The organism is Caulobacter sp. GW821-FHT12A07 (assembly GCF_058807655.1).
On record NZ_JBXAQX010000011.1, the window covers coordinates 102,870 to 124,062 of the forward strand.

The 21,193-nt window shown below is 69.4% G+C and carries 16 protein-coding genes; 12 read left to right on the forward strand and 4 right to left on the reverse strand.

The genetic code is table 11. The features are described from left to right. Positions 1–297: 297 nt before the first annotated feature. Together AC1RRS_RS20140 and AC1RRS_RS20145 are read left to right on the forward strand one after the other, a co-directional pair. Positions 298–2,133, forward strand: a complete 1,836-nt coding sequence (locus AC1RRS_RS20140; RefSeq protein ID WP_492856713.1) for an alpha-amylase family glycosyl hydrolase — start codon at positions 298–300, stop codon at positions 2,131–2,133. Further along, the gene (locus AC1RRS_RS20145; protein ID WP_492856715.1) at positions 2,130–3,758 is read left to right on the forward strand and encodes an alpha-amylase family glycosyl hydrolase; all 1,629 of its coding nucleotides are present in this window, start codon (positions 2,130–2,132) and stop codon (positions 3,756–3,758) included. Before AC1RRS_RS20140 ends, AC1RRS_RS20145 begins: the two co-directional genes overlap by 4 nt. Before the next feature lie 188 nt (positions 3,759–3,946). Here AC1RRS_RS20145 and AC1RRS_RS20150 read toward each other — a convergent pair whose 3' ends face one another. Continuing rightward, entirely contained in the window at positions 3,947–4,960 is a 1,014-nt protein-coding gene (locus AC1RRS_RS20150) for a LacI family DNA-binding transcriptional regulator (RefSeq protein ID WP_101718651.1), read from the reverse strand. Positions 4,961–5,085: 125 nt separating this feature from the next. Here AC1RRS_RS20150 and AC1RRS_RS20155 point away from each other — a divergent pair, with 125 nt between their 5' ends. Then, positions 5,086–7,119 carry a glycoside hydrolase family 97 protein gene (locus AC1RRS_RS20155; protein ID WP_492856717.1) on the forward strand — a complete coding sequence of 678 codons (2,034 nt, stop codon included), beginning with the start codon at positions 5,086–5,088 and terminating at the stop codon, positions 7,117–7,119. A gap of 121 nt (positions 7,120–7,240) precedes the next feature. On the opposite strand, the gene AC1RRS_RS20160 is transcribed toward AC1RRS_RS20155, so the two are convergent. Together AC1RRS_RS20160 and AC1RRS_RS20165 are read right to left on the reverse strand one after the other, a co-directional pair. Beyond that, positions 7,241–8,134, reverse strand: a complete 894-nt coding sequence (locus tag AC1RRS_RS20160; protein WP_492856718.1) for an NAD(P)/FAD-dependent oxidoreductase — start codon at positions 8,132–8,134, stop codon at positions 7,241–7,243. Beyond that, complete coding sequence (locus AC1RRS_RS20165; protein WP_492856719.1) at positions 8,124–8,588, reverse strand: RrF2 family transcriptional regulator; 465 nt, start codon at positions 8,586–8,588, stop codon at positions 8,124–8,126. The genes AC1RRS_RS20160 and AC1RRS_RS20165 overlap by 11 nt, the downstream gene beginning before the upstream one ends. Before the next feature lie 327 nt (positions 8,589–8,915). On the opposite strand from AC1RRS_RS20165, the gene AC1RRS_RS20170 reads away from it, so the two are divergent. The 9 genes from AC1RRS_RS20170 to AC1RRS_RS20210 all read left to right on the forward strand — a co-directional run bounded on the left by AC1RRS_RS20170 (position 8,916) and on the right by AC1RRS_RS20210 (position 19,683). Beyond that, a complete protein-coding gene (locus tag AC1RRS_RS20170; protein ID WP_492856720.1) occupies positions 8,916–10,451 on the forward strand; it encodes an MFS transporter in 1,536 nt (511 codons plus the stop codon). An 8-nt stretch (positions 10,452–10,459) separates the two neighbouring features. Further along, positions 10,460–12,799: a glucan 1,4-alpha-glucosidase gene (locus AC1RRS_RS20175; RefSeq protein ID WP_492856721.1), complete on the forward strand. Its 2,340-nt coding sequence runs from the start codon at positions 10,460–10,462 to the stop codon at positions 12,797–12,799. Between the two features lie 56 nt (positions 12,800–12,855). Then, positions 12,856–13,272: a DUF5990 family protein gene (locus tag AC1RRS_RS20180; RefSeq protein WP_492856722.1), complete on the forward strand. Its 417-nt coding sequence runs from the start codon at positions 12,856–12,858 to the stop codon at positions 13,270–13,272. An 82-nt stretch (positions 13,273–13,354) separates the two neighbouring features. Next, complete coding sequence (locus AC1RRS_RS20185; RefSeq protein ID WP_492856724.1) at positions 13,355–14,359, forward strand: leucine-rich repeat domain-containing protein; 1,005 nt, start codon at positions 13,355–13,357, stop codon at positions 14,357–14,359. A 78-nt stretch (positions 14,360–14,437) separates the two neighbouring features. After that, positions 14,438–15,820, forward strand: coding sequence for a hypothetical protein (locus tag AC1RRS_RS20190; protein ID WP_492856725.1), 1,383 nt, complete (start codon positions 14,438–14,440; stop codon positions 15,818–15,820). 48 nt (positions 15,821–15,868) lie between these two features. Then, positions 15,869–17,176 (forward strand): DNA recombination protein RmuC, encoded by a 1,308-nt coding sequence (locus tag AC1RRS_RS20195; RefSeq protein WP_492856727.1) that lies wholly within the window; start codon positions 15,869–15,871, stop codon positions 17,174–17,176. Positions 17,177–17,184: 8 nt separating this feature from the next. Further along, positions 17,185–17,706, forward strand: a complete 522-nt coding sequence (gene def, locus AC1RRS_RS20200) for a peptide deformylase (RefSeq protein ID WP_487291955.1) — start codon at positions 17,185–17,187, stop codon at positions 17,704–17,706. A gap of 271 nt (positions 17,707–17,977) precedes the next feature. Continuing rightward, positions 17,978–19,096, forward strand: coding sequence for a cell division protein ZapE (gene zapE, locus AC1RRS_RS20205; RefSeq protein WP_492856729.1), 1,119 nt, complete (start codon positions 17,978–17,980; stop codon positions 19,094–19,096). A gap of 2 nt (positions 19,097–19,098) precedes the next feature. Further along, positions 19,099–19,683: a GDP-mannose pyrophosphatase gene (locus tag AC1RRS_RS20210; protein WP_492856730.1), complete on the forward strand. Its 585-nt coding sequence runs from the start codon at positions 19,099–19,101 to the stop codon at positions 19,681–19,683. A 35-nt stretch (positions 19,684–19,718) separates the two neighbouring features. Here the strand turns inward: AC1RRS_RS20210 and AC1RRS_RS20215 are convergent, their stop codons facing one another. Beyond that, positions 19,719–21,152 (reverse strand): sensor histidine kinase, encoded by a 1,434-nt coding sequence (locus tag AC1RRS_RS20215; protein ID WP_492856731.1) that lies wholly within the window; start codon positions 21,150–21,152, stop codon positions 19,719–19,721. Positions 21,153–21,193 lie beyond the last annotated feature (41 nt).

The following is a 21,193-nucleotide window of genomic DNA, read 5'->3' on the forward strand; positions in this document are numbered from 1 at the left end:
TCCCGCAAGTGGTGTCCGCGCGGTTCCTCCGCGCCGTGTTGCGCAAATTACTGCAAACAGGTGCCGGCTTTTGCAACTGAAAAATGGATGGATTGTCATGTTCGTTGACTGGGAGGTGCGCTTTCCACTGCTTTCACAGGGTTTTTGCGGCTATTTCGCCACAGTGCGACAACCTTGCCGTTCATGCTCGTGAGGCGAATGGATTGACAGCAGGTCAGCGGCTTTGCAAATCTATGCAAAATTGACGTGGCGACCGGGTCGTCGAAGATCGCGACGCTAGGGATGGAGGGCAGGGGGATGGACACCCGCAATCGGTGGGGGCGGCTGGCGGCCGCGCTCGGCTGCGCCAGCCTCGCCGCGACCGCCGTCCCGGCCGTGGCCGCCGAGACCTTCCGCGCCAGGCTCCCGCAGGACGAGGTGATCTACTTCGTGCTGCCCGACCGCTTCGCCAACGGCGATCCGTCCAACGACCGTGGCGGGCTGAAGGGGGCCAATTTGTCTGAAGGCCGCCTGGCGACCGGCTTCGACCCGGCCGACAAGGGCTTCTTCCACGGCGGCGACCTGAAGGGCCTGGCCGGCAAGCTCGACTATATCCAGGGCCTGGGCGCGACCGCGATCTGGCTGGCCCCGATCTTCGCCAACAAGCCGGTGCAGGGCCCCAAGGGTCACGAGAGCGCGGCCTATCACGGCTACTGGATCACCGACTTCACGACGGTGGACCCGCATCTGGGAACCAAGGCCGACTTCAAGGCCCTGGTCGAGGCCGCCCATGCGCGCGGCCTCAAGGTCTATATGGACATCGTCGTCAACCACACGGCCGACGTCATAAAGTTCAAGGAATGCGAAGGCCGCCGCTGCGACTACCGCAGCAAGGCCGACTATCCGGTCAACCGGCGCGGCGGCGTCTCGGGGGCTGCGATCAACGCCGGCTTTTCGGGCGACGCCGACGGCTCGGCCGGGAATTTTGCAAAGCTCACCCGGCCCGACTTTGCCTACACGCCCTACGTTCCGGCGGCCGAGGCCAGGGTCAAGAAGCCCGACTGGCTGAACGACCCGATCTGGTACCATAACCGCGGCGAGAGCGACTTCGTCGGCGAGAGCTCGCTCTATGGTGACTTCGCCGGGCTCGACGATCTCTACACCGAGAACCCGCGCGTGGTGGCCGGCTTCATCGACATCTACGGCGCCTGGATCGACGAGTTCGGCATCGACGGCTTCCGCGTCGATACCGCCCGCCATGTGAATCCGCAATTCTGGCAGGCCTTCGTGCCGGCCATGCAGGCGCGGGCGGCCGCGCGGGGCATCCCCAACTTCCACATCTTCGCCGAGATCGCCGATCCGGATCCGGTGGCCCTGGCGCGTTCGACCGTGGTCGACGGCTTTCCGGCCGCGCTCGACTTCGCCTTCCAGCAGGCGGCCACCGAGACGGTGGCGGGCAAGGCCGGGACCGACCGCTTCGCCCGGCTCTACGCCGCCGACGCGCTCTATCGCGGCGGCGAGGCGGCGGGTCTGCAGATCCCGACCTTCCTGGGCAATCACGACATGGGGCGGTTCGGCCGCCGGCTGGTGGCGGGCAACCCCGGCGCTTCCGACGACGAGCTGCTCAAGCGCGACGTGCTGGCTCACGCCCTGCTGATGTTCCTGCGCGGCGCCCCGACCCTCTACTACGGCGACGAGCAGGGCTTCACCGGCGACGGCGACGACAAGGACGCCCGCGAGGACATGTTCGCCAGCCAGGTCGCCGCCTACAACGACAACCGCCTGATCGGCGGCAAGCCGGGCTCGGCCGACCGCTTCGACACCGGCGCGCCGCTCTATCGCGCCATCGCCGGCATGGCCAAGGCGCGCGCCGCCGACCCCGCCCTGCGCGGCGGCCGGCAGGTCATCCGCGCCGCCGGCGACAAGCCCGGCCTGCTGGCCGTTTCCCGTATCCTCCAGGGTCGTGAGACCCTGGTCCTGTTCAACACCGGCCAGACGCCGGTGGAGGCCCAGGTCGAGGTCGAGACGACCTCGGCCGCGTGGCGCTCGGTCGTCGGCGCCTGCGCGCCGGCGTCCGCCGCCCCGGGCAGCTACCGCGTGACGATCGCGCCGCTCGACTACAAGATCTGCGTCTCGGAGGGCGCGCCCCAGTGACCATCGAAAGCCTGGCGAACCCCGCCGCGTCTCTTGCTTCCGTCCCCGCCGCCGAATGGTGGCGCGGCGCGGTGATCTATCAGGTCTATCCGCGCAGCTACGCCGACTCCAATGACGACGGGGTGGGCGACCTGCCGGGGATCACCGCGCACCTCGAGCATATCGCCTCGCTGGGCGTGGACGCGATCTGGCTGTCGCCGTTCTTCGCCTCGCCGATGAAGGACTTCGGCTACGACGTCTCGGACTATCGCGACGTCGATCCGATCTTCGGAAGCCTGGCCGACTTCGACGCCCTGATCGAAAAGGCCCACAAGCTGGGCGTGAAGATCATCATCGATCTGGTGTTTTCCCACACCAGCGACGAGCACGCCTGGTTCGCCCAGAGCCGCGAAAGTCGAGATAATCCGTATGCGGATTGGTATGTCTGGGCCGACGCCAAGGCCGACGGCTCGCCGCCGTCCAACTGGCAGTCCGTCTTCGGCGGCCCGGCCTGGACCTGGGACGCCCGACGCGGCCAGTACTACATGCACAACTTCCTGGCCTCGCAGCCGCAGCTGAACCTGCACAATCCGAAAGTGCAGGAGGCCCTGCTCGACGTCACCCGCTTCTGGCTGGAGCGCGGGGTCGACGGCTTCCGCTTCGACGCCATCAATTTCTCGATGCACGACCCGGCCCTGCGGGACAATCCGCCTATGCCGCCGGGCGGCAAGCGCACCCGGCCGTTCGACTTCCAGGACAAGGTCCATAACCAGGGCCATCCGGACATCCCGAAGTTCCTGTCCCGCCTGCGCGCCCTGACCGACCAATATGGCGACCGCTTCTCGGTGGCCGAGATCGGCGGCGACCGGGCCGACGAGGAGATGAAGCGGTTCACGGCCGGCGAGGATCACCTCAACAGCGCCTACAGCTTCCTCTACCTCTATGCCGACGAGCTGCGCGACGAGCTGGTGCGCAGCGGCGCCACCGACTGGCCGGGCGCGCAGGGCGAGGGCTGGCCGTCCTGGACCTTCTCCAACCACGACGCCCCGCGGGCGGTGTCGCGCTGGGCGCGGGGCCGCGACCGCAAGGCTTTCGCCGAGATGGCCCTGCTGCTGCTGATGACCCTGCGCGGCAACGTCTTCGTCTATCAGGGCGAGGAGCTGGGCCTGCCCCAGGCCCATGTGCCGTTCGAGCGGCTGGTCGATCCGGAAGCCATCGCCAACTGGCCCCAGACCCTGGGCCGCGACGGCGCCCGCACCCCGATCCCGTGGAAGGCTGGCGCGATCAACGCCGGCTTCTCCACCGTCGAGCCCTGGCTGCCGGTCGATCCGGCGCACCTGCCGCTGTCGGTCGACGCCCAGGAAGCCGACCAAGGCTCGACCCTGCACGTCGCTCGCCGGCTGATCGGCCTGCGCGCCCAGTGGCCGGCCCTGAAGACCGGCGGCATGCATCTGGTCGACACCAACACCCCGCTGCTGGTGTTCGAGCGCGGCGAGGGCGAGGCGGCCCTGCTGTGCGTGTTCAACATCGGCTTCGAGGCCGTGGCCTGGGACCTGCCGGACGGCTGGACGGTGGTCGACAGCGTCAATCTCGGCGCGCCGGGCTCGGTGCCGCCGCTGGGCGGGCTGCTGGCGAAGCGGGGGTGATCTCTCACCCCAATTCTCCCGTCATTCCCGCCCTTGTGGCGGGAACCCCTCTGTCAGCCGCAGGTGCGAGTGAGGCGGACCGCCAGCGGTCCGCTTGCGTTTCCCACGCTAGCGGAACCAGGGGTTCCCGCCACAAGGGCGGGAATGACGGGCTGAAAGGTGAGGGGAAGGGTGGGCAGCAGGAGCGGCTACCCCCCGCAGCTCTCGCGGATGATCAAATCCGTCGGCACGCGCTCGGACCGGCTCGCGCCCTGCCCGCTGGCGTCCAGCAGCTTCGAGACCATCAGCCGCCCCGCCTTGGCCGTGTCCTGCGAGATCGTCGACAGGGCTGGGCGCGAGTAGCGGGCGAAGGGCACGTCGTCGTAGCCGATCACCGAGACGTCGCCGGGCACCGACAGGCCGGCATGCTGCAGGGCGCGGATGGCGCCGAGCGCGATCAGGTCGGAGGCGGCCACGACGCCGTCGAACTTCACGCCGCGCTGGATCAGGCTGTCGATGCTGGCCTCGGCCGACTCGACCTCGAAGTGGGCCGGCACGATCAGGTCGGGATCGACGCCCAGGCCGAACTGCTCGACCGCGTCGAGATAGCCGCGGTGGCGCTGCATGGCTTCCGGCGCCTCGGTGTCGCCCAGGAAGACGATGCGCTTGCGGCCGAGGCGCGCCAGATGCAGCGTCGCGCGCTTGGCGCCGAGGGGATTGTCCGAACCCACCGAGCAGTAGGCCTGGTCGGGCAGCTGCGCGCCCCAGACCACGAAGCGGGCCTCGGTCTCGGCCAGGCGGTTGAAGGCGGTGTGCAGCCAGGACTGGCCCAGGAAGATCACCCCGTCGGCGCGGCTGGTGGTCATGGCCGCCGAGAGGTCTTCGAAGCTGCCCGGGGCCACGTGGCTGACCAGGATATCGCAGCCGCGCTCGCGGGCCGCTTCGCCGACGCCGGCGAACAGTTCGAGGAAGAACGGGTCCGAGAGGCGCCCCTCGCGGTGCTGCGGACGCGGCACGACGATGGCGATCGTGCCCTCGGCGCCGATCGGGCCGGCGGGCATGTAGCGGCGGAACGGATAGTCCATCTCGCGCGCCAGCTTCCAGATCAGCTGCTTGGTGCGCTGGTTGACGGCGGGGCTGTCGTTCAGCGCCCGCGAGGCGGTGGAGATCGAGACGCCGGCCATCCTGGCCAGGTCTTCCAGACGCGTCGCCCCCTTGCTCACCGTTCCCCGTCCCCGTGCGTTTTCGCGGCCGCAAAATTTGCCGCAAAAGTTTTCAGTACCCCTCTTAACGCATCGACGCCCGCGCTTGGCAAGTGCGGCGCCATGCGGTGTCCAGGAGCAGAAGCATGATCCTACGCCTTCTCGCCATCGCCGCCCTGGCGCTCGCGGCGTCGCCCTCGCTGGCGGCCGTCACGGCGACCGCGACCTCGCCCGACAAGGTGCTGAGCGTGTCGGTCACCACCGACAACGACGGCCAGCCGACCTACTCGGTCAGCCGCCTTGGCCGGCCGGTGATCGCCCCGTCGAAGCTGGGTTTCATCCTGGTCGACGCTCCCAAGCTGCAGCGCAATTTCGAGGTCGCGGACCAGAAGACCCGCAGCGTCGACGAGACCTGGGACCTGCCCTGGGGCGAGCGGAAATCGGTGCGCAATCGCTTCAACGAACTGCGTGTCACCCTGGTCGAGAAGACCCCGCTGCACCGCCGGCTCGACGTGGTGTTCCGGCTCTATGACGACGGCCTGGGCTTCCGCTACGAGTTTCCCGAACAGGCCAATCTGAAGACCGCCCGCATCGGCGAGGAGCTGACCGAGTTCAGCCTGGTGGACGAGGCCACCGCCTGGTGGATCCCGGCCTATGAGTGGAACCGCGAGGAATATCTCTACAACAGGACGTCGGTCGAAGAGGTCTCGGTCGCCCAGACGCCGATGACCCTGCGCACGAAGGACGGGCTGCACGTCTCGATCCACGAGGCGGCGCTGGTGGACTACGCCGGCATGAACCTGGCCCGCGCCCAGGATCGCCGCTTCAAGGCCAGCCTGACGCCGGGGATCAGCGAGGCCAAGGTCGAGCGCGCCCTGCCGTTCCCCACGCCCTGGCGCACCCTGCAGATCGCCGACAACGCTGGCGGCCTCGTTACCTCCAGCCTGATCCTGAACCTGAACGAGCCCAACAGGCTGGGCGACGTCTCGTGGATCAAGCCGATGAAATATGTCGGCGTCTGGTGGGAGATGCACCTCGACCACAAGACCTGGGGCTCGGGTCCCAAGCACGGCGCGACCAACGAGAACGTCATGCGCCACATCGATTTCGCCGCCAGGCACGGCCTGGGCGGGGTGTTGGTCGAGGGCTGGAACAAGGGCTGGGACGGCGCCTGGTTCGCCGACGGCTCGGAGTTCAGCTTCACCGAGTCCTATCCGGACTTCGACCTGAAGAAGCTCACCGACTACGCCCGCAAAAGGGGCGTCGTTCTGATCGGCCACCACGAGACGGCCGGCAACACCGTCGTCTACGAGCGCCAGATGGACGGCGCCTTCGACCTCTACAAGTCGGTCGGCGTGCCGGCGGTCAAGACCGGCTATGTCGCCGACGCCGGCGGCGCCCAGGTGCTGGGGCCGGACGGCAAGGTCCACTTCGCCTGGCACGAAAGCCAGGCCCTGGCCGAGCACCACGTGCGGGTGCTGGAGGCCGCCGCCAAACGCCAGATCGCCATCAACTCGCACGAGCCGATCAAGGACACCGGCCTGCGCCGCACTTACCCCAATTGGATCAGCCGCGAGGGCGCGCGGGGCATGGAGTTCAGCGCCTGGGGCCAGCCGGGCAATCCGCCCGAGCACGAGGCCAACCTGGTCTTCACCCGCCTGCTGGCCGGGCCGATGGACTACACGCCCGGCATCTTCGGCATGAAGACCAAGGCCCCCGACGGCGTGGCCACCACCTGGGCCAAGCAACTGGCGCTGTACGTCGTCATCTACAGCCCGATCCAGATGGCGGCCGACCTGCTCGAGAACTACGAGGCCAATCCGAAGCCGTTCAAGTTCATCGAGGACGTGCCGGTCGACTGGGCCGACACCAAGGTGGTCAACGGCGAGATCGGCGACTTCGTCACCATCGCCCGCAAGGACCGCAAGAGCGACGACTGGTACCTGGGCGCGGTCAGCGACGAGCAGGGCCGAGTGCTTTCGGCGCCGCTGTCGTTCCTCGATCCGGGCCGCAAGTACCGCGCCGAGATCTATCGCGACGGTGAGGCGGCCGACTGGAAGACCGCCCCGCAGGACATCGTCATCGAGACCCGCGAAGTCACGGCGGCGGATGTGCTGACGCTGCGGCTGGCACCCGGCGGCGGCCAGGCGATCCGGTTCGTGGCTTTGGGGAAGCGCTAAGCGTTTCCCTCCCCCGTAAAATCCCCGCGAAAGCGGGGACCCGGGCTTTTTCTGAAGTCCTCTGCGCTCGACGATAAAACACCTGGGCCCCCGCTTTCGCGGGGGTCTTAAGGGGGGGAGCCTACCCGAACACCAGCGACCGGTGCGCGCCCACCCCCGCCAGCACTCCGTCGGCGGAAGCCAGGGTGGCGTTGTGGTTGGCCCTCGCCGCGTCGCCGGCGGCGAAGACGCCCGGCACGCTGGTGGCCTTCCAGTCGTCGACGGCGATCAGCGGGCCCAGCGGGCCGTCCTGGAAGGCGCAACCCAGGCGCTGCGCCAGCGGGCTGGCCATGCGCACGGTCGGCGAGGCGAAGATCGCCTCGATGGCGACGATCCGGCCGTCGGCCAGGCGGGCGCCGGACAGCGCCGGCTCCTCGCCCAGCAGCGCGACCACCGGAACCTCCTCGATCGCCACGCCGCGCGCGGCCAGCTTCGCCCGGGTGTCGTCGTCGATCGGCAGGCCCTGGCTGAACAGGGTGGTCGGCCCCCAGTCGGGCAGCATCTGGGCCTTGTGGGCGTCCATGGCGCTGCTGGTCAGCACGCCCAGTCTTTGGTCGCGCGCCTCGTAGCCGTGGCAGTAGGGGCAGTGCAGCACGCTGGCGCCCCAACGGGGCTTGAGGCCGGGGATGTCGGGCAACTGGTCGGCGACGCCGGTGGCCAACACCAGGCGTCTGCCGCGCACGTGGCGGCCGTCGCTCAGGGCCACGGTGAAAGCCTCGTCTTCGGCGCCGGCGTCGCGCGCCTCGCCCTCGACGAACGACACGGTGGGATAGGCCGACAACTGGCGGCGGGCTTCGCGCAGGATGTCGAACGGCGCCTTGCCGTCCTGGCCGAGGAAGCCGTGCGAGGCGTCGGCGAAGCGGTTGCGGGGCAGGCCGGCGTCGACCACCAGCACGTCGCGGCGGGCGCGCGCCAGCTGCATGGCGGCGGACAGGCCGGCGAAGCTGCCGCCGACGACGATGACGTCATGACTCATGGTGGGGATCCTCGCAGCCGGCCGCCTGCAGCACGACGCGGCGCGGGCCGATCTCGGCGGCCAGGTCCGCCAGGGTGATGTTCGACAGGCGCTGGTCCAGCAGCCGGCGAGCCTCGGACACGGCGTCGTCCAGGGCGGCGTTGACCGCCTGCTCGACGACGCAGCCGGGGCTTTCCTCGGCCTTGCCCAACGCCAGCACCGGCTCGTCCAGGGCGGCCTGGATGTCGGCCAGGCTGACGGCGTCCAGCGGTTTCAGCAGCGTCCAGCCGCCGCCGTGGCCCTTGGTCGAGCCGACGATGCCGGCCTCGCGCAGGCCGGCGAAGGTGCGGCGGATGACCACCGGATTGGTCGCGGCCCAGCCGGCCAGGACCTCGGAGGTCAGGGCCTTGTCGGGCTGTTCGGCCATGTGCAGCAGCACGTGCAGGGCGACGGAGAGGCGGCTGTTCCGTTTCATGTAATTATACATGTTACGTGATTGGGCGAGATGCAAGGGGACTTCTTTTCCGCCCGTCATTCCCGCCCTTGTGGCGGGAATGACGGGAGTTGGGAGTGCAAATTTATGAGAATTATTGCCTTTCGCGCGTGACTTCGGACACCTGAGCGCCAGGCCGTGTTACGCCAACAGCAATCGTTTCGGGGCGATATGTCCTAGAAAGGCAGCGATAATCCCACTTCCTCATTGCATCCCTGTGCACCCCATGCGCAAATGTCCGCCGCAAAGCGCATTGCAAAAACTTGCGCAAACGGCCGGGAAAACCGGCGGCGTCACGGCGGGGAAGCGATGACCAAGGCCAGGCTGAGCCTCTTCCAGATCTGGAACATGTGCTTCGGGTTCTTCGGGATCCAGATCGGCTTTGGCCTTCAGAACGCCAACACCAGCCGCATCTTCCAGACCCTCGGCGTCGAGATCGACCACCTGGCCATCCTGTGGATCGCCGCGCCGGCCACGGGCCTGCTGGTGCAGCCGATCATCGGCTACCTGTCCGACAAGACCTGGGGGAAGCTCGGCCGCCGCCGGCCCTATTTCTTCTGGGGCGCGATCCTGACCACGGCCGCCCTGATCCTGATGCCCAACTCGCCGTCCCTGTGGATCGCGGCCTCGGCGCTGTGGATCATGGACGCCTCGATCAACATCACCATGGAGCCGTTCCGGGCCTTCGTCGGCGACAACCTGCCCGACGAGCAGCGCTCGACCGGCTACGCCATGCAGAGCTTCTTCATCGGGATCGGGGCCGTGCTGGCCTCGTGCCTGCCGTGGATCCTGACCAACTGGCTCGACGTGGCCAACACCGCCCCGGCCGGCCAGATCCCGGACTCGGTACGCATCGCCTTCTATGTCGGCGGCGCGGTGCTGCTGGCCTCGGTGCTGTGGACGGTGTTTTCCACACGCGAATACAGCCCCGAGCAGATGGCCGCCTTCGAAGCCGCCGAAGCCGCCGCGAAGGGCGAGGCGGTCGCCGTCGAGGCGCAGGCTGAAGGCCGCGGCGTCGCCGCCTACCTGACCGGCGGCGTGGCCTGGACGATCGCCGGCCTGGCGGTCGCGGTGGGCGTCTACGCCGCCCGGCTGGAAAAGGAGCTCTACGTCCTGGCCGCCCTGATCGCCGGCTTCGGCGTGGCGCAGCTGGTCGCCGGTCAGCTGAAGGCGGGCGGGCGCACCCGCAACGGCTTCTCCGAAGTGGTCGAGGACCTCTTCGCCATGCCCTCCACCATGAAGCAGCTGGCCGTCGTGCAGTTCTTTTCGTGGTTCGGCCTGTTCGCCATGTGGATCTACACCACGCCCGGCGTCGCGGCCTTCCACTACGGCGCGACCGACGCCAGCTCGGCGGCCTACAACGCCGGCGCCGACTGGGTGGGGGTGCTGTTCGGGGTCTATAACGGCGTGGCGGCCCTGGCGGCCCTGCTGATCCCGGTGATCGCCCGCGCGACCAGCCGCCGCGTCGCCCACGCCTTTTGCCTCGTTCTGGGCGGTCTTGGCCTGCTGTCGTTCCTGGTCATCCGCGACCCCAAGCTGCTGATCGTCGGCATGGTCGGGGTCGGCTTCGCCTGGAGCTCGATCCTGTCGGCCCCCTATTCGATCCTGTCGGGCTCGGTGCCGGCGCGGAAGATGGGCGTCTATATGGGCATCTTCAATTTCTTCATCGTCATCCCGCAGCTGCTGGCCGCCACCGTGCTGGGCCTGCTGCTCAAGACCTTCTTCGGCGGCCAGGCGATCTATGCGCTCGTGCTGGGCGCGGCCTCGTTCCTGATCGCCGCCGTCGCCGTCTTCGCCGTCAACGACCCGGGCGAGCCCAAGCGGCTGGCCAAGTCTGCTTCGTGAGGCCCCCCATGCGTACCCTCAAGACCCTGATCCTCGCCGCCTCGGCCCTGACCGTCGGCGCCTCGGCCGCCTGCGCGGCTGAGCCTGCCACCACCTGGGCCTATTCGGCCAAGACCGCTGTCGGCGCCTCGTACGAGGCCTATGTCGACGGCGCCTACAAGGACGGCGGCCGCACCGGCGCGGTGTCGAAGGTGTGGTTCTCGGTCGCCGACGGCGTGATGACCGAAACCATGTACGGCCTGATCCACGAGGCCCAGATCAAGCAGATGCGGATCGCCGTGAAGACCTCTGACGGTCTTGTGGTGGAGGGCCGCGACACGACCGCCAAGACAGAATATCTGTATACGGATAAAAAGGGCCGGCCGCTGTCGCCGGCCTACAAGATCACCACCACCGACAAGGCCGGCCGCTTCGTCATCGAGAAGCGGATCTTCACCGATCCCGACCGCAACGCCCTGTTTTTGCGGGTGACGGTCAAGGCCCTCAAAGGGCCGGTGACGCCGTTCCTGGTGCTGGAGCCGCATATGGCCAACACCGGCGGCAACGACGTCGGCTCGGCGGGCGCGCAAGGCCTGACGGCCGGCGAGGGCAAGGTCTACCTCACCCTGCGCGGCGACCGCCCCTTCGCCAAGGCCGCCGCCGCCAAGCTGGAAGGCAATGACGCCCTGAAGATCCTCGACGGCGGCGTGCTTGAGGGCGCCTCCGAAGCCAAGGGCGCGATCGTCCTGGCCGCCCAGCTGCCGACCCTGGCGGCCGGCGAGGCGACCTACGACTTCGCCATCGGCTTCGGCGCCGATCCGGGCGCCTCCAGCCAGACGGCCATGGCCAGCCTGAAGACCGGCTATGCCGAGGTGCTGGCCCGCTACAACGGCGAGGGCGAGCGGGTGGGCTGGGCCGACTACATCGCCTCGCTCTCGGAACTGCCGCGCGTGGCCGCCCAGAGCGCCGACGGCGGCAAGCTGGCCTATGCCAGCGCCCTGATGCTGAAGGTGCAGGAAGACCGCACCCACGCCGGCGCCCTGATCGCCTCGCTGTCCAACCCGTGGGGCGACACGGTGGACGCCGCCCGCCCCTCGACCGGCTACAAGGCCGTCTGGCCGCGCGACTTCTACCAGTGCGCCATGGCGCTGGCGGCCCTGGGCGACAAGGAAACCCCGCTGGCGGCCTTCCACTACCTGCCCACCGTGCAGGTCGGCCCGAAGACCCCGGGTAACAAGGGCGCCGGCGGCTGGTTCCTGCAGAAGACCGAGGTCGACGGCACGCCCGAATGGGTCGGCGTCCAGCTCGACCAGACGGCCATGCCGATCATGCTGGGCTGGAAGCTGTGGAAGCTGGGCTGGCTGTCGGAAGCCGATCTCAAGGCCTACTACGCCCGCATGATCAAGCCGGCCGCCGACTTCCTCGTGGATGGCGGCAAGGTGAACATCGGCTGGAACCACGAGACCATCGTCCCGCCCTTCACCCAGCAGGAGCGCTGGGAGGAGCAGGACGGCCACTCGCCCTCGACCACGGCCGCGGTGATCGCCGGCCTCGTCACCGCCGGCGACATCGCCGATCTGGCCGGCGACACGGCCTCGGGCGACCGCTATCGGGCCACGGCCGACGCCTATTCGGCCAAGGTCGAGGCGCGGATGTTCACCACCAGCGGCAAGTTCGGCGACGGCAGCTACTTCATGCGCCTGAACAAGAACGAAGACCCCAACGACAAGGCCCCGATCGGCGCCGCCAACGGCCAGATCGCTCCGCCCGAGGACGAGGTCGTGGACGGCGGGTTCCTGGAGCTGGTCCGCTACGGCGTGCGCCGGGCCGATGACAGCCACATCGCCGGCAGTCTGCCGGAGCTGGACGACACGGCGCGGGATGACCTCTATCGCGTGCGCTACGACTTCAGCTTCCCGGGGGTGAAGGGCGAGTTCCCCGGCTGGCGGCGCTACGACGTCGACGGCTACGGCGAGGACGCCAAGACCGTCGGCAACTACGGCGAGGGCGGCGAAATGAGCCCCGGCCAGCGCGGCCGGGTGTGGCCGATCTTCACCGGTGAGCGCGGCCACTACGAACTCGCCCTGGCGGCCGAGAAGGGCAAGGTCGGCAAGGGCCAGATCGACGCCATCCGCGCCCGCTACGTGAAAGCCATCGAGCTCTTCGCCAATGACGGCCTGCTGATCCCCGAACAGGTCTGGGACGGCGTCGGCGCCGACGCCCGCCACCCCTATGTGAAGGGCGAAGGCACGGACTCGGCCACGCCGCTGGCCTGGTCGCACGCCGAGTATCTGAAGCTGCTGCGCTCGCTGGCCGACCGCCAGGTGTGGGACCGCTACGAGCCGGTGGCCGCGCGCTACGCGAAGTAGGGGGCGGTTTCGCCCGGGCGCGGGGTCGTCTACGACTTCGCCTCGGGAGGAACGCCATGACCGGTCAGCCGATCACGCTGAGGCTGCGCATCCAGGATCCGATCCCGGGCGTGGCCTACAGCCTGCAGGACAAGAAGAACCATCCCGTGGGGCCGGTGACCGCCGGCGATGCGCCGCTGGCCCTGGACGTCTCCGTGCGCGTCGCGCCCGGCCCGCGGTTCCTGGGCGAGTTCGTCCGCAGCGAAGGCCCCAGCCGGCGGTTCGTCTACATCGCCATCGGAACCTCGGCCGGCGATCACGCCTCGCCCTGGAGCCGGCGCGCCAAGATCGACATCCACACGATCCCGGCCGACCTGCTGGCGCGGGCTCTGGAAGGCGTGGTGCTCGAAGTCCTCCTGCCCGGCAAGGCCAGGGACGGCGGCCCGGCCTGCGCCACCGTGGTTCCGCTTGAACCGTGGCGAGTGGCCGACTGACGCTCGTCGGAGCGCGCCGCTTTCATGGAGCGCGGCCAAGCTTCGGCTTGTTCGCCGGACGCGCGTCTGCAAGGCTCCACCCATGACGGTGGAGCCCCGCATCAGCAATCCAGCGGCGATCGAGGCCGAGGATATCCGGCGCATCCTGGCGGTGGGACGCGAACCCATCGTCCAGTTCTCCACGCCCCCATCAGCCGACATGCTGGAACGGGTGAACGAACTTTGCCGGACTTTCGGCGAGGCGCTGGAGGTGCGGTTCTATACTCACTTCGACAGCGTGTTCGACGCCGACCTCCTGGCCCTGCTGCCGGACGTGCGATGGCTGACGCTGGACTGCCTGAGGCGGATCGAGAACGTCGAGCGCGTCGCCGACCTGCCGCGCCTGACCCGCTTCGGGTTCGGGGTGGAGGATTTCGACCGGCCTGATTTCCTGGACCTGCTGCCGCTGGAGCGGCTGACCCACCTGTCCGTGGGTGAAAATATTCGACGCGACTTCGACCTGTCGCCCCTGGCCAGGGCGCAGGCCCTGACGGACCTCCAGATCGTCGGCCATACGCGCGGCATCGAGGCGGTGGCGGGGCTGCGGCAGCTTCGCGCGCTCGACCTCAACAGCATTCCCAAGAAGCAGGACCTGGGCTTCGTGTCGGACGTGGCGAATCTGCGATCGCTGCGGCTGGTCCTCGGCGGTCGTGACGCCATCGACGAGATCCGGCACGAGGGGTTGGAGACGCTGGAGATCATCCGCATGCGCGGGCTGGCCGACCTGGGGAGCCTGACGCGCTTTCCCCGCCTGCGCCGTCTTCACGTCGAGGACCAGATCCGTCTTGCCGCGATCGACCTGGCCGGCCCGCCGCTGGAGGAGGTCTTCGTGCTGAACTGCAAGACGCTCGCGACCCTGACCGGGGTGTCCGAGATCCCGAGCCTGCGGCATCTGCGGGTCTACGGAACCGGGTTGGACCTGAACGAGCTCGCCCGCCGCGACTGGCCGCCCGCCATGGACCTGCTGGCGCTCTATTCGGGCCGGGTGAGGGAAGACGAAAGGATCCGGGCGATCCTGGATGCTCGTGGCTACAGGGAGTTCTCGTAGGCGACCTTGATGCGCCCGAGCCGTCTGTCGCGCCGTGTGGACTCGACCTTTGATGGCGCCGGCGATAATTCTCTCGCCATGATGTCGCTTCTCGCCGCCCTCGCGCTCGCCGCCGCCCAGCCCTCCGCCCCGGATCCGGCGGCGGCCCAGGCTCTGTGCGAGGAGACGGCCGCAGTACTGGCTGCGCCGCTGTCGGAGCCGGCCGGCGTTCGCTACGCCGCGCGATGGGGCCACTTCCTGCGCGATCCCGCGCCCTATCCTTTCAGGCCCGAGGCGGTGGTGGCGGCGGCGCGGGCCAACTGCGTCGGCTCGGGACCGCGCAGCAGCGACTGGATGTTCCTGCAAGGGGTGCTGCAGTCTTCGGGCCGGGCCGCCGAGGCCTTGCGGCTGGCCGAGGAGCGGGTGCGGGTCGAGCCTTCGAACGACGCCTGGGCCGGCCTGGCGGCCGCGCGCCTGCGCCAAGGCGACGAGGTCGGAGCCCTGGCCGCCTGGCGTTCGCGGCGGAGCGCCGGCGAGAGCGATCCGCGCGCCCTGGCCGAGATCACGTCCCAGCTGCTTCACCTGATGAGCGGCTCGCCGGATCGCAAGCCGAGCCTGGTCTACGCGCAGGCCAATGTGCGCCTGTGGCGGTCGATCCTCGACGCCGGCGGCGGTGAGGCGGACAGGGACCAGTTCGGGCTCGCCTCGGCCCTGCGCGCCGAAGGCGACCTGCTGGAGCTGTCCGGCGACGCACGGTCCGCCGCCGATCGGTTCGGCGAGGCGGTCGCCCTGGTCGAGGCGCGGCTCGCCCAGGCGCCCGACGACTTTTCCAGGCAGGAGCGCAAGGCCGGCCTGATGCGCCTCTACGTGGCCCGCTCGCACGCCCAGGCCGCCGCCGGCGACCAGGCCGGCGTGATCGCCACGGCCCGCAAGGCCGCGATCCTGGTGGACGGCGAGCGCTTCCTGCTGCCCAACGCCACCGTCCTCGACCAGATCGCCACCGGCCGCTGGGGCGGCGATCTGACCGCTGCACCGGTGGCCGAGGCCTTCGGCGGCTTCGGCCGCGACCTCTTGAAGGTGGACGCGCCGCGCGAGGCGGTCGGTTTCCTGCGGGCCTCGGACGCCGTCTGGAAAGCGCACGCCAAGGCGCAGGGGCGGGCGAGCGACGGGGCTTCGGAGGTCCTGCTGGCCCGCGCCCTGCGGCTGTCGGGCGACGCGCCCGCCGCCCTGGCGACGATCGACCGGGGCCTGGCCCTGGCCAGGAAGGCCGGGACCGACGACAGCAGCTGGTACTGGACCGGGGCCGGGCTGGAGCGGGGCGAGGCCCTGCTGGCCCTGGGCCGCGCCCCGCAGGCCTGCGCCGCCTTTCGACAGGCGCGGCCGGCCGTCGTCCACGCGACGCCCGAGCCGCACATCGCCGAGATGCTGGCGACGCTGGACGTCCGGCTGGCCGACAGGGCCTGCGCGCCGGCCGGAACCTGACGCGGCGCCCGCCTTTCTTCCACCCTCGACTCCGGCTAAGAACGGAGCATGAACGCCGTTGACCCCTACCTGATCCTCGCCCTCGTCTTCCTGGCCGCCGCGGCAGGGGCGGTCGTCTGGGCGCTGATGGCGCAGCGCAAGGCCGCCAGCGCCGAGCAGGAGGCCTGGCGGCTGGGCGCCCAGCTGGAGCAGGCGCTGGACCGCCACCGCATGCTGGAGGACCAGTCCAAGACCCAGATCGAGCTGATCCGCGCCCAGGCCGAGAAGAGCGCCCAGGCCGTGGCCGAGCAGCTGATCAAGCGGGCCGACGAGAACGCCAAGAGCCGCGACCAGCTCACCCACGCCCGCCTTGAGGCGCAGCTGAAGCCGGTGGCCGAGACCCTGGCCAAGTTCGAGGCCCAGGTCACCGCCGTCGAGAAGTCGCGGGCCGAGGAAAGTGGCGGCCTGAAAGCCCAGATCGCCGCCCTGATGGAGGCTTCGGCCGCCACCCAGACCGAGGCCCGCAAGCTGTCGGCCGCCCTGCGCCGGGGCGCGGGCGTGCAGGGCCGCTGGGGCGAGCAGATGCTGCGCAACGTGCTGGAGATGGCCGGCCTCAAGCACGGCGTCGACTTCACCGAGCAGGTGTCGCTGGACGGCGGGCGCGTGCGTCCCGACGTGGTGGTGCGGATGCCGCGCAACGCCGCCTTCGTCATCGACGCCAAGTGCTCGCTGAACGCCTATCTGGAAGCCCAGGACGCGGCCGACGACGTGGCCCGCGAGGCCGCCTATCTGCGCCACGCCGCATCCCTGCGCGAACACATCAAGTCGCTGTCGGCCAAGGCCTATTGGGACGCCCTGGAGGTCTCGCCCGACTTCGTGGCCATGTTCGTGCCCGGCGACGGCATCCTGGCCGCCGCCCTGGAGCGCGCGCCCGAGCTGATGACCGAGGCCATGGAGAAGCGGGTGATCATCGCCACGCCCTCGACCCTGTTCGCGCTGTGCAAGGCGGTGTCCTACGGCTGGCGGGTCGAGGAGCAGGCCAAGAACGCCGTCGAGGTCGCCGCCCTGGGCCGCGAGCTCTACAAGCGGGTCGCCGACATGGGCGGCCACGTGGCCGGGGTGGGCCGCTCGCTCTCCCAGGCGGTCGACAAGTACAACGCCTTCGTCGGCTCGCTGGAGAGCCGGGTGCTGCCCAAGGCCCGCGAGTTCGAGAAGCTGAAGGTCGAGCACGGCGGCAAGGGCATCGAAGAGCTGACGGCCGTCGATACGGCCGTGCGTCCGGTCACCAAGCTCGAAATCGCGGCCCCGGATAGCCAACCGACGGACGAGGTGGGACAATCGCCCGCCTTGACCCTCGGAAACGGGACGCCTACCTGAGTGACGTTATGGCCATCCGTCGCATCCTCACCATCGATAACGCCGCCGATCTGGCGACCCTGAAGAAGATCTCCACCCCCGTGGAGGCCGTCACCGACGACCTGCGCGTGCTGATGGATGACATGCTCGAGACCATGTACGACGCGCCCGGCATCGGCCTGGCCGCCGTGCAGGTCGGCGAGCCCGTGCGCGTGATCGTCATGGACCTGGCCCGCGAGGGCGAGGAGCCGGCCCCGCGCTTCTTCGTCAATCCCGAGCTGTTCGACCCGTCGGAAGAGCTGTTCGCCTACGAGGAAGGCTGCCTGTCGGTGCCGGAATATTACGACGCCGTCGAGCGTCCGGCGAAGATCAAGGTGCGCTACCTGAACTACCAGGGCGAGCCGGTGGAAGAAGAGGCCGAGGGCCTGTTCGCCGTCTGCATCCAGCACGAGATGGACCACCTGGAAGGCGTGCTGTTCATCGACCACCTGTCGCGCCTGCGCCGCGACCGCGCCATGGCCAAGGTCAAGAAGGCGCGCCGGGCGGCCTGATCCGCCGACGCTGAGTTTCAATGAAAAGCCCCGGTCCGCAAGGCCGGGGCTTTTTCTTTGATCCCTCTCCCCTTGCGGGAGAGGGTGGCCTCGCAGCGCGAGGTCGGGTGAGGGGTCTCTCAAACCTGTCCGCCGCGACGGCGGAACGACTGGGTACGGCGTTCGACTTCTGAGAGACCCCTCATCCGACGCCTTCGGCGCCACCTTCTCCCGCAAGGGGAGAAGGATCGGGGTTTCCCCGCAGCGCTTCCCGCGCTAACCCGCATCCGCAATGCCTCAGTCCGTCCGCACCGCCTATCGTGAGCGCCTCGCCGCCGGCGAGCTTCGTCCCGACGTCGCCCAGGCCGCCGCCATCGAGGCCCTGGCCCGGCTGGAGGCCGATCTCGACGGGGCCGGCGAGCCCAGCTTCTCGTTCTTCGGCCGCAAGCCCAAGAGCCAGCGCGGCCTCTACATCTGGGGGCCGGTCGGGCGCGGCAAGTCGATGGTCATGGACCTGTTCTTCGACAGCGCCCCGGTGCACCGCAAGCGGCGCGTCCACTTCCACGTCTTCATGGCCGAGGTGCACGCCCACATCGACGCCTGGCGCAAGGGCGACGCGGCTGAGCGGAAAGCCCGCTTCGGCCGCCACAAGGGCGACGACCCGATCGCGCCGACGGCCGAGCTGATCGCCGACCAGGCCCGGCTGCTGTGCTTCGACGAACTGCAGGTCACCGACATCGCCGACGCCATGATCCTGGGCCGGCTGTTCGAGGCCCTGTTCGCCGAGGGCGTGACCCTGGTCGCCACCTCCAACCGCCCGCCCGACGACCTCTACAAGGACGGTCTCAACCGCCAGCTCTTCACCCCCTTCATCGCCATGCTGAAGGAGAAGATGGAGGTCGTGGCCGTGCGCGGGCCGGTGGACTTCCGCCTCGACCGCCTGCGCGCCGGCCGCACCTGGCTCTCGCCCCTCGACAAGACCACCGAGGTCGAGTTCGACGCCCTTTGGGCCGACATGCTGGACGGCGCCGAGGAGACGGGCGCGACGCTGGAGGTCATGGGCCGCAAGCTGCGCCTGCCGCGCGCCGCCGGCGGCCTGGTGCGCAGCTCGTTCGCCAGCCTGTGCCAGCAGGCGCTGGGGCCGCAGGACTACCTGGCCCTGGCCGCGCGCTTCCACACCATCTTCCTGGAGGACATCCCCCTCCTGGTTCCGGAAAAGCGCGACGCGGCCAAGCGCTTCAACACCCTGATCGACGCCCTCTACGAGGCCGACGCCAAGCTGGTGGCCCTGGCCGCCGGCGAGCCCGAGGCGCTGTATCCGGCCGGCGACGGCTCGTTCGAGTTCGAGCGCACGGTCTCGCGCCTGCAGGAGATGCGGTCGGCGGACTACGTGGCGCGGGTGCGGGATTGAGCATGAGCGTCAAGGATCGGGTTCGCGTTCGCGAGACCAGGCTGCTGTCGGACAACTGGTACGTCCTGAAGACGACCAGTTTCGATTGGCGGCGGCGCGACGGATCGTGGCAGGCCCAGAGCCGCGAGACCTATGATCGCGGCAACGGCGCGGTGCTGCTGCCCTATAGCCTGGAAAATCGCACGGTGCTGCTGGTCAGGCAGTTCCGCTATCCGGCCTTCGTCAACGGCTATGACGACCTGCTGATCGAGGCGGCCGCGGGGCTGCTCGACGACGCCGACCCCGAGACGCGCATCCGCGCCGAGGTCGAGGAGGAGCTGGGCTATCGTCTCGGCGGCGTCCGCAAGATTTTCGAAGCCTTCATGAGCCCGGGCTCGGTGACCGAGATCCTGCATTTCTTCGTGGCCGAGTATGACGCGGCGATGCGGATCGGCGACGGCGGCGGCCATGCCGACGAGGGCGAGGACATCGAGGTTCTGGAGCCGACCATCGATGCGGCTCTGGCCATGATCGCCGATGGCCGAATCCGCGACGGCAAGACCATCATGCTGTTGCAGTGGGCCGCCCTCAACCTGTTCAAGGCTTGAGACCCGCTGGGCGTCTCCACGGCGGCGAAGAGGGCTCAGAACGCCCGGTCCAGCGACACCGTGAACCGGCACGTCAGCCCCGTCTCGGCGTAGTCGATGGCCACCTCGCCGCGCAGTTCGGCGCCGATGCTGCGTTCGATCAGGCGCGAGCCGAAGCCGCGACGGGCCGGCGCGGCCGCCGGCGGGCCGCCGGCTTCGCGCCATTCGAAGCGGAGCGTGCCCGGCGGCTCGACGCTCCAGGCCAGATGCAGTTGGCCGGCCTCGACGCTGAGCGCCCCGTACTTGGCGGCGTTGGTGGCCAGTTCGTGGAACACCATGCCCAGCGACAGGGCCACCCGGGCCGGCAGGTTGACGTCCGGCCCGTCCATGACGATGCGGCCGGCGTCGTAGGGCGCCAGTTCCTGGGCCAGGATCGGGCGCAGGCCCGCCCCCGCCCACTGGCTGTCGGTCAGGGCGTTGTGGGTTTGGGACAGGGCCAGCAGCCGCGCCTCGAAGGCCCGCACGAAGGCTTCGGGTTTCTCGACCCCGCGCAGGGTCTGGCGGGCGATGGCTTGGACGGTGGCCAGGGTGTTCTTGACCCGGTGGTTCAGTTCGTCGAGCAGCAGGCGCTGCTGTTCGCCGGCCAGCACCTTGTCCGTCACGTCCGAGCCCTCGACCAGCACGCCCGACACCGCGCCGTCGGCCTCGACGATCGGCTGGTAGATGAAATCCAGGAAGCGGTCCTCCAGCGGACCGTCCGGGGTGCGCTGGAGGGCGACCTTGATCTCGCGGCCGACGAACGCCTCTCCACTGGCGCTGACCCGGTCGAGCAGGGCGATGAAGCCCTGTTCCACCACCTCGGGCAGGGCCTCGCGCAGGGGCAGGCCGAGCACGTCGCGCCAGCCGATCAGCTGGCTGTAGGCGTTGTTGACCAGGTCGATGCGGTGGTCGGGGCCGCGCAGCACGCCCATGAAGCTGGGCGCCTGCATGAACAGGCGGCGCAGGTCCGCGCTCTGGGCCTCGGCGGCGCCGGCCCGCAGCAGCACGTCGTCCTGCAGCATGGTCATCTCGCCGCGCCCGAAGGCCACGTCCTTAAGCCGCTGGATGGCGGTGACGTCCTGGGTGTGCTGGACGATGTAGGCCGTGCGGCCGTCCGGACCGGGAATCGGCGTGTGGGTCGCGCTCCAGATCCGGTCCTCGAAGCCGCCGCCCAGATGGGCCGGCCGCTCGATGGCGTAGGGGATCAGCGGCAGGTGGTCGACCTTGCCGCTGTCGCGGGCCCGGACCAGCGAGTCTTCCACGCGAGCGCGCGACTCGCCCTGGCTGGGGAAGGCCTCGAAGACATGCAGGCCGGCGATGTCGTCCCAGCGGCGGCCCAGGGCGTCGAGATAGGCCTGGTTGGCCGCCACGTACCGCAGGTCGCGATCGAGCATCATGTATGGGGTCGGAAGCCGGTCGAACACGGCCTCGAAATCGATCGGCCCGGTCATCCCCTGGATGTTTCTCCCCATCGGCAGCCAGCCATAACGCA

What these genes read in the sequence shown, in the direction of transcription:
- AC1RRS_RS20140 (WP_492856713.1), top strand. Translation starts at nt 298, where the DNA reads ATGGACACCCGCAATCGGTGGGGGCGGCTGGCGGCCGCGCTCGGCTGC.
- AC1RRS_RS20155 (WP_492856717.1), top strand. Translation starts at nt 5,086, where the DNA reads ATGATCCTACGCCTTCTCGCCATCGCCGCCCTGGCGCTCGCGGCGTCG.
- AC1RRS_RS20160 (WP_492856718.1), bottom strand. Translation starts at nt 8,134, where the DNA reads ATGAGTCATGACGTCATCGTCGTCGGCGGCAGCTTCGCCGGCCTGTCC.
- AC1RRS_RS20165 (WP_492856719.1), bottom strand. Translation starts at nt 8,588, where the DNA reads ATGAAACGGAACAGCCGCCTCTCCGTCGCCCTGCACGTGCTGCTGCAC.
- AC1RRS_RS20170 (WP_492856720.1), top strand. Translation starts at nt 8,916, where the DNA reads ATGACCAAGGCCAGGCTGAGCCTCTTCCAGATCTGGAACATGTGCTTC.
- AC1RRS_RS20175 (WP_492856721.1), top strand. Translation starts at nt 10,460, where the DNA reads ATGCGTACCCTCAAGACCCTGATCCTCGCCGCCTCGGCCCTGACCGTC.
- AC1RRS_RS20180 (WP_492856722.1), top strand. Translation starts at nt 12,856, where the DNA reads ATGACCGGTCAGCCGATCACGCTGAGGCTGCGCATCCAGGATCCGATC.
- AC1RRS_RS20185 (WP_492856724.1), top strand. Translation starts at nt 13,355, where the DNA reads ATGACGGTGGAGCCCCGCATCAGCAATCCAGCGGCGATCGAGGCCGAG.
- AC1RRS_RS20190 (WP_492856725.1), top strand. Translation starts at nt 14,438, where the DNA reads ATGATGTCGCTTCTCGCCGCCCTCGCGCTCGCCGCCGCCCAGCCCTCC.
- AC1RRS_RS20195 (WP_492856727.1), top strand. Translation starts at nt 15,869, where the DNA reads ATGAACGCCGTTGACCCCTACCTGATCCTCGCCCTCGTCTTCCTGGCC.
- def (WP_487291955.1), top strand. Translation starts at nt 17,185, where the DNA reads ATGGCCATCCGTCGCATCCTCACCATCGATAACGCCGCCGATCTGGCG.
- zapE (WP_492856729.1), top strand. Translation starts at nt 17,978, where the DNA reads ATGCCTCAGTCCGTCCGCACCGCCTATCGTGAGCGCCTCGCCGCCGGC.
- AC1RRS_RS20210 (WP_492856730.1), top strand. Translation starts at nt 19,099, where the DNA reads ATGAGCGTCAAGGATCGGGTTCGCGTTCGCGAGACCAGGCTGCTGTCG.
- AC1RRS_RS20215 (WP_492856731.1), bottom strand. Translation starts at nt 21,152, where the DNA reads ATGACCGGGCCGATCGATTTCGAGGCCGTGTTCGACCGGCTTCCGACC.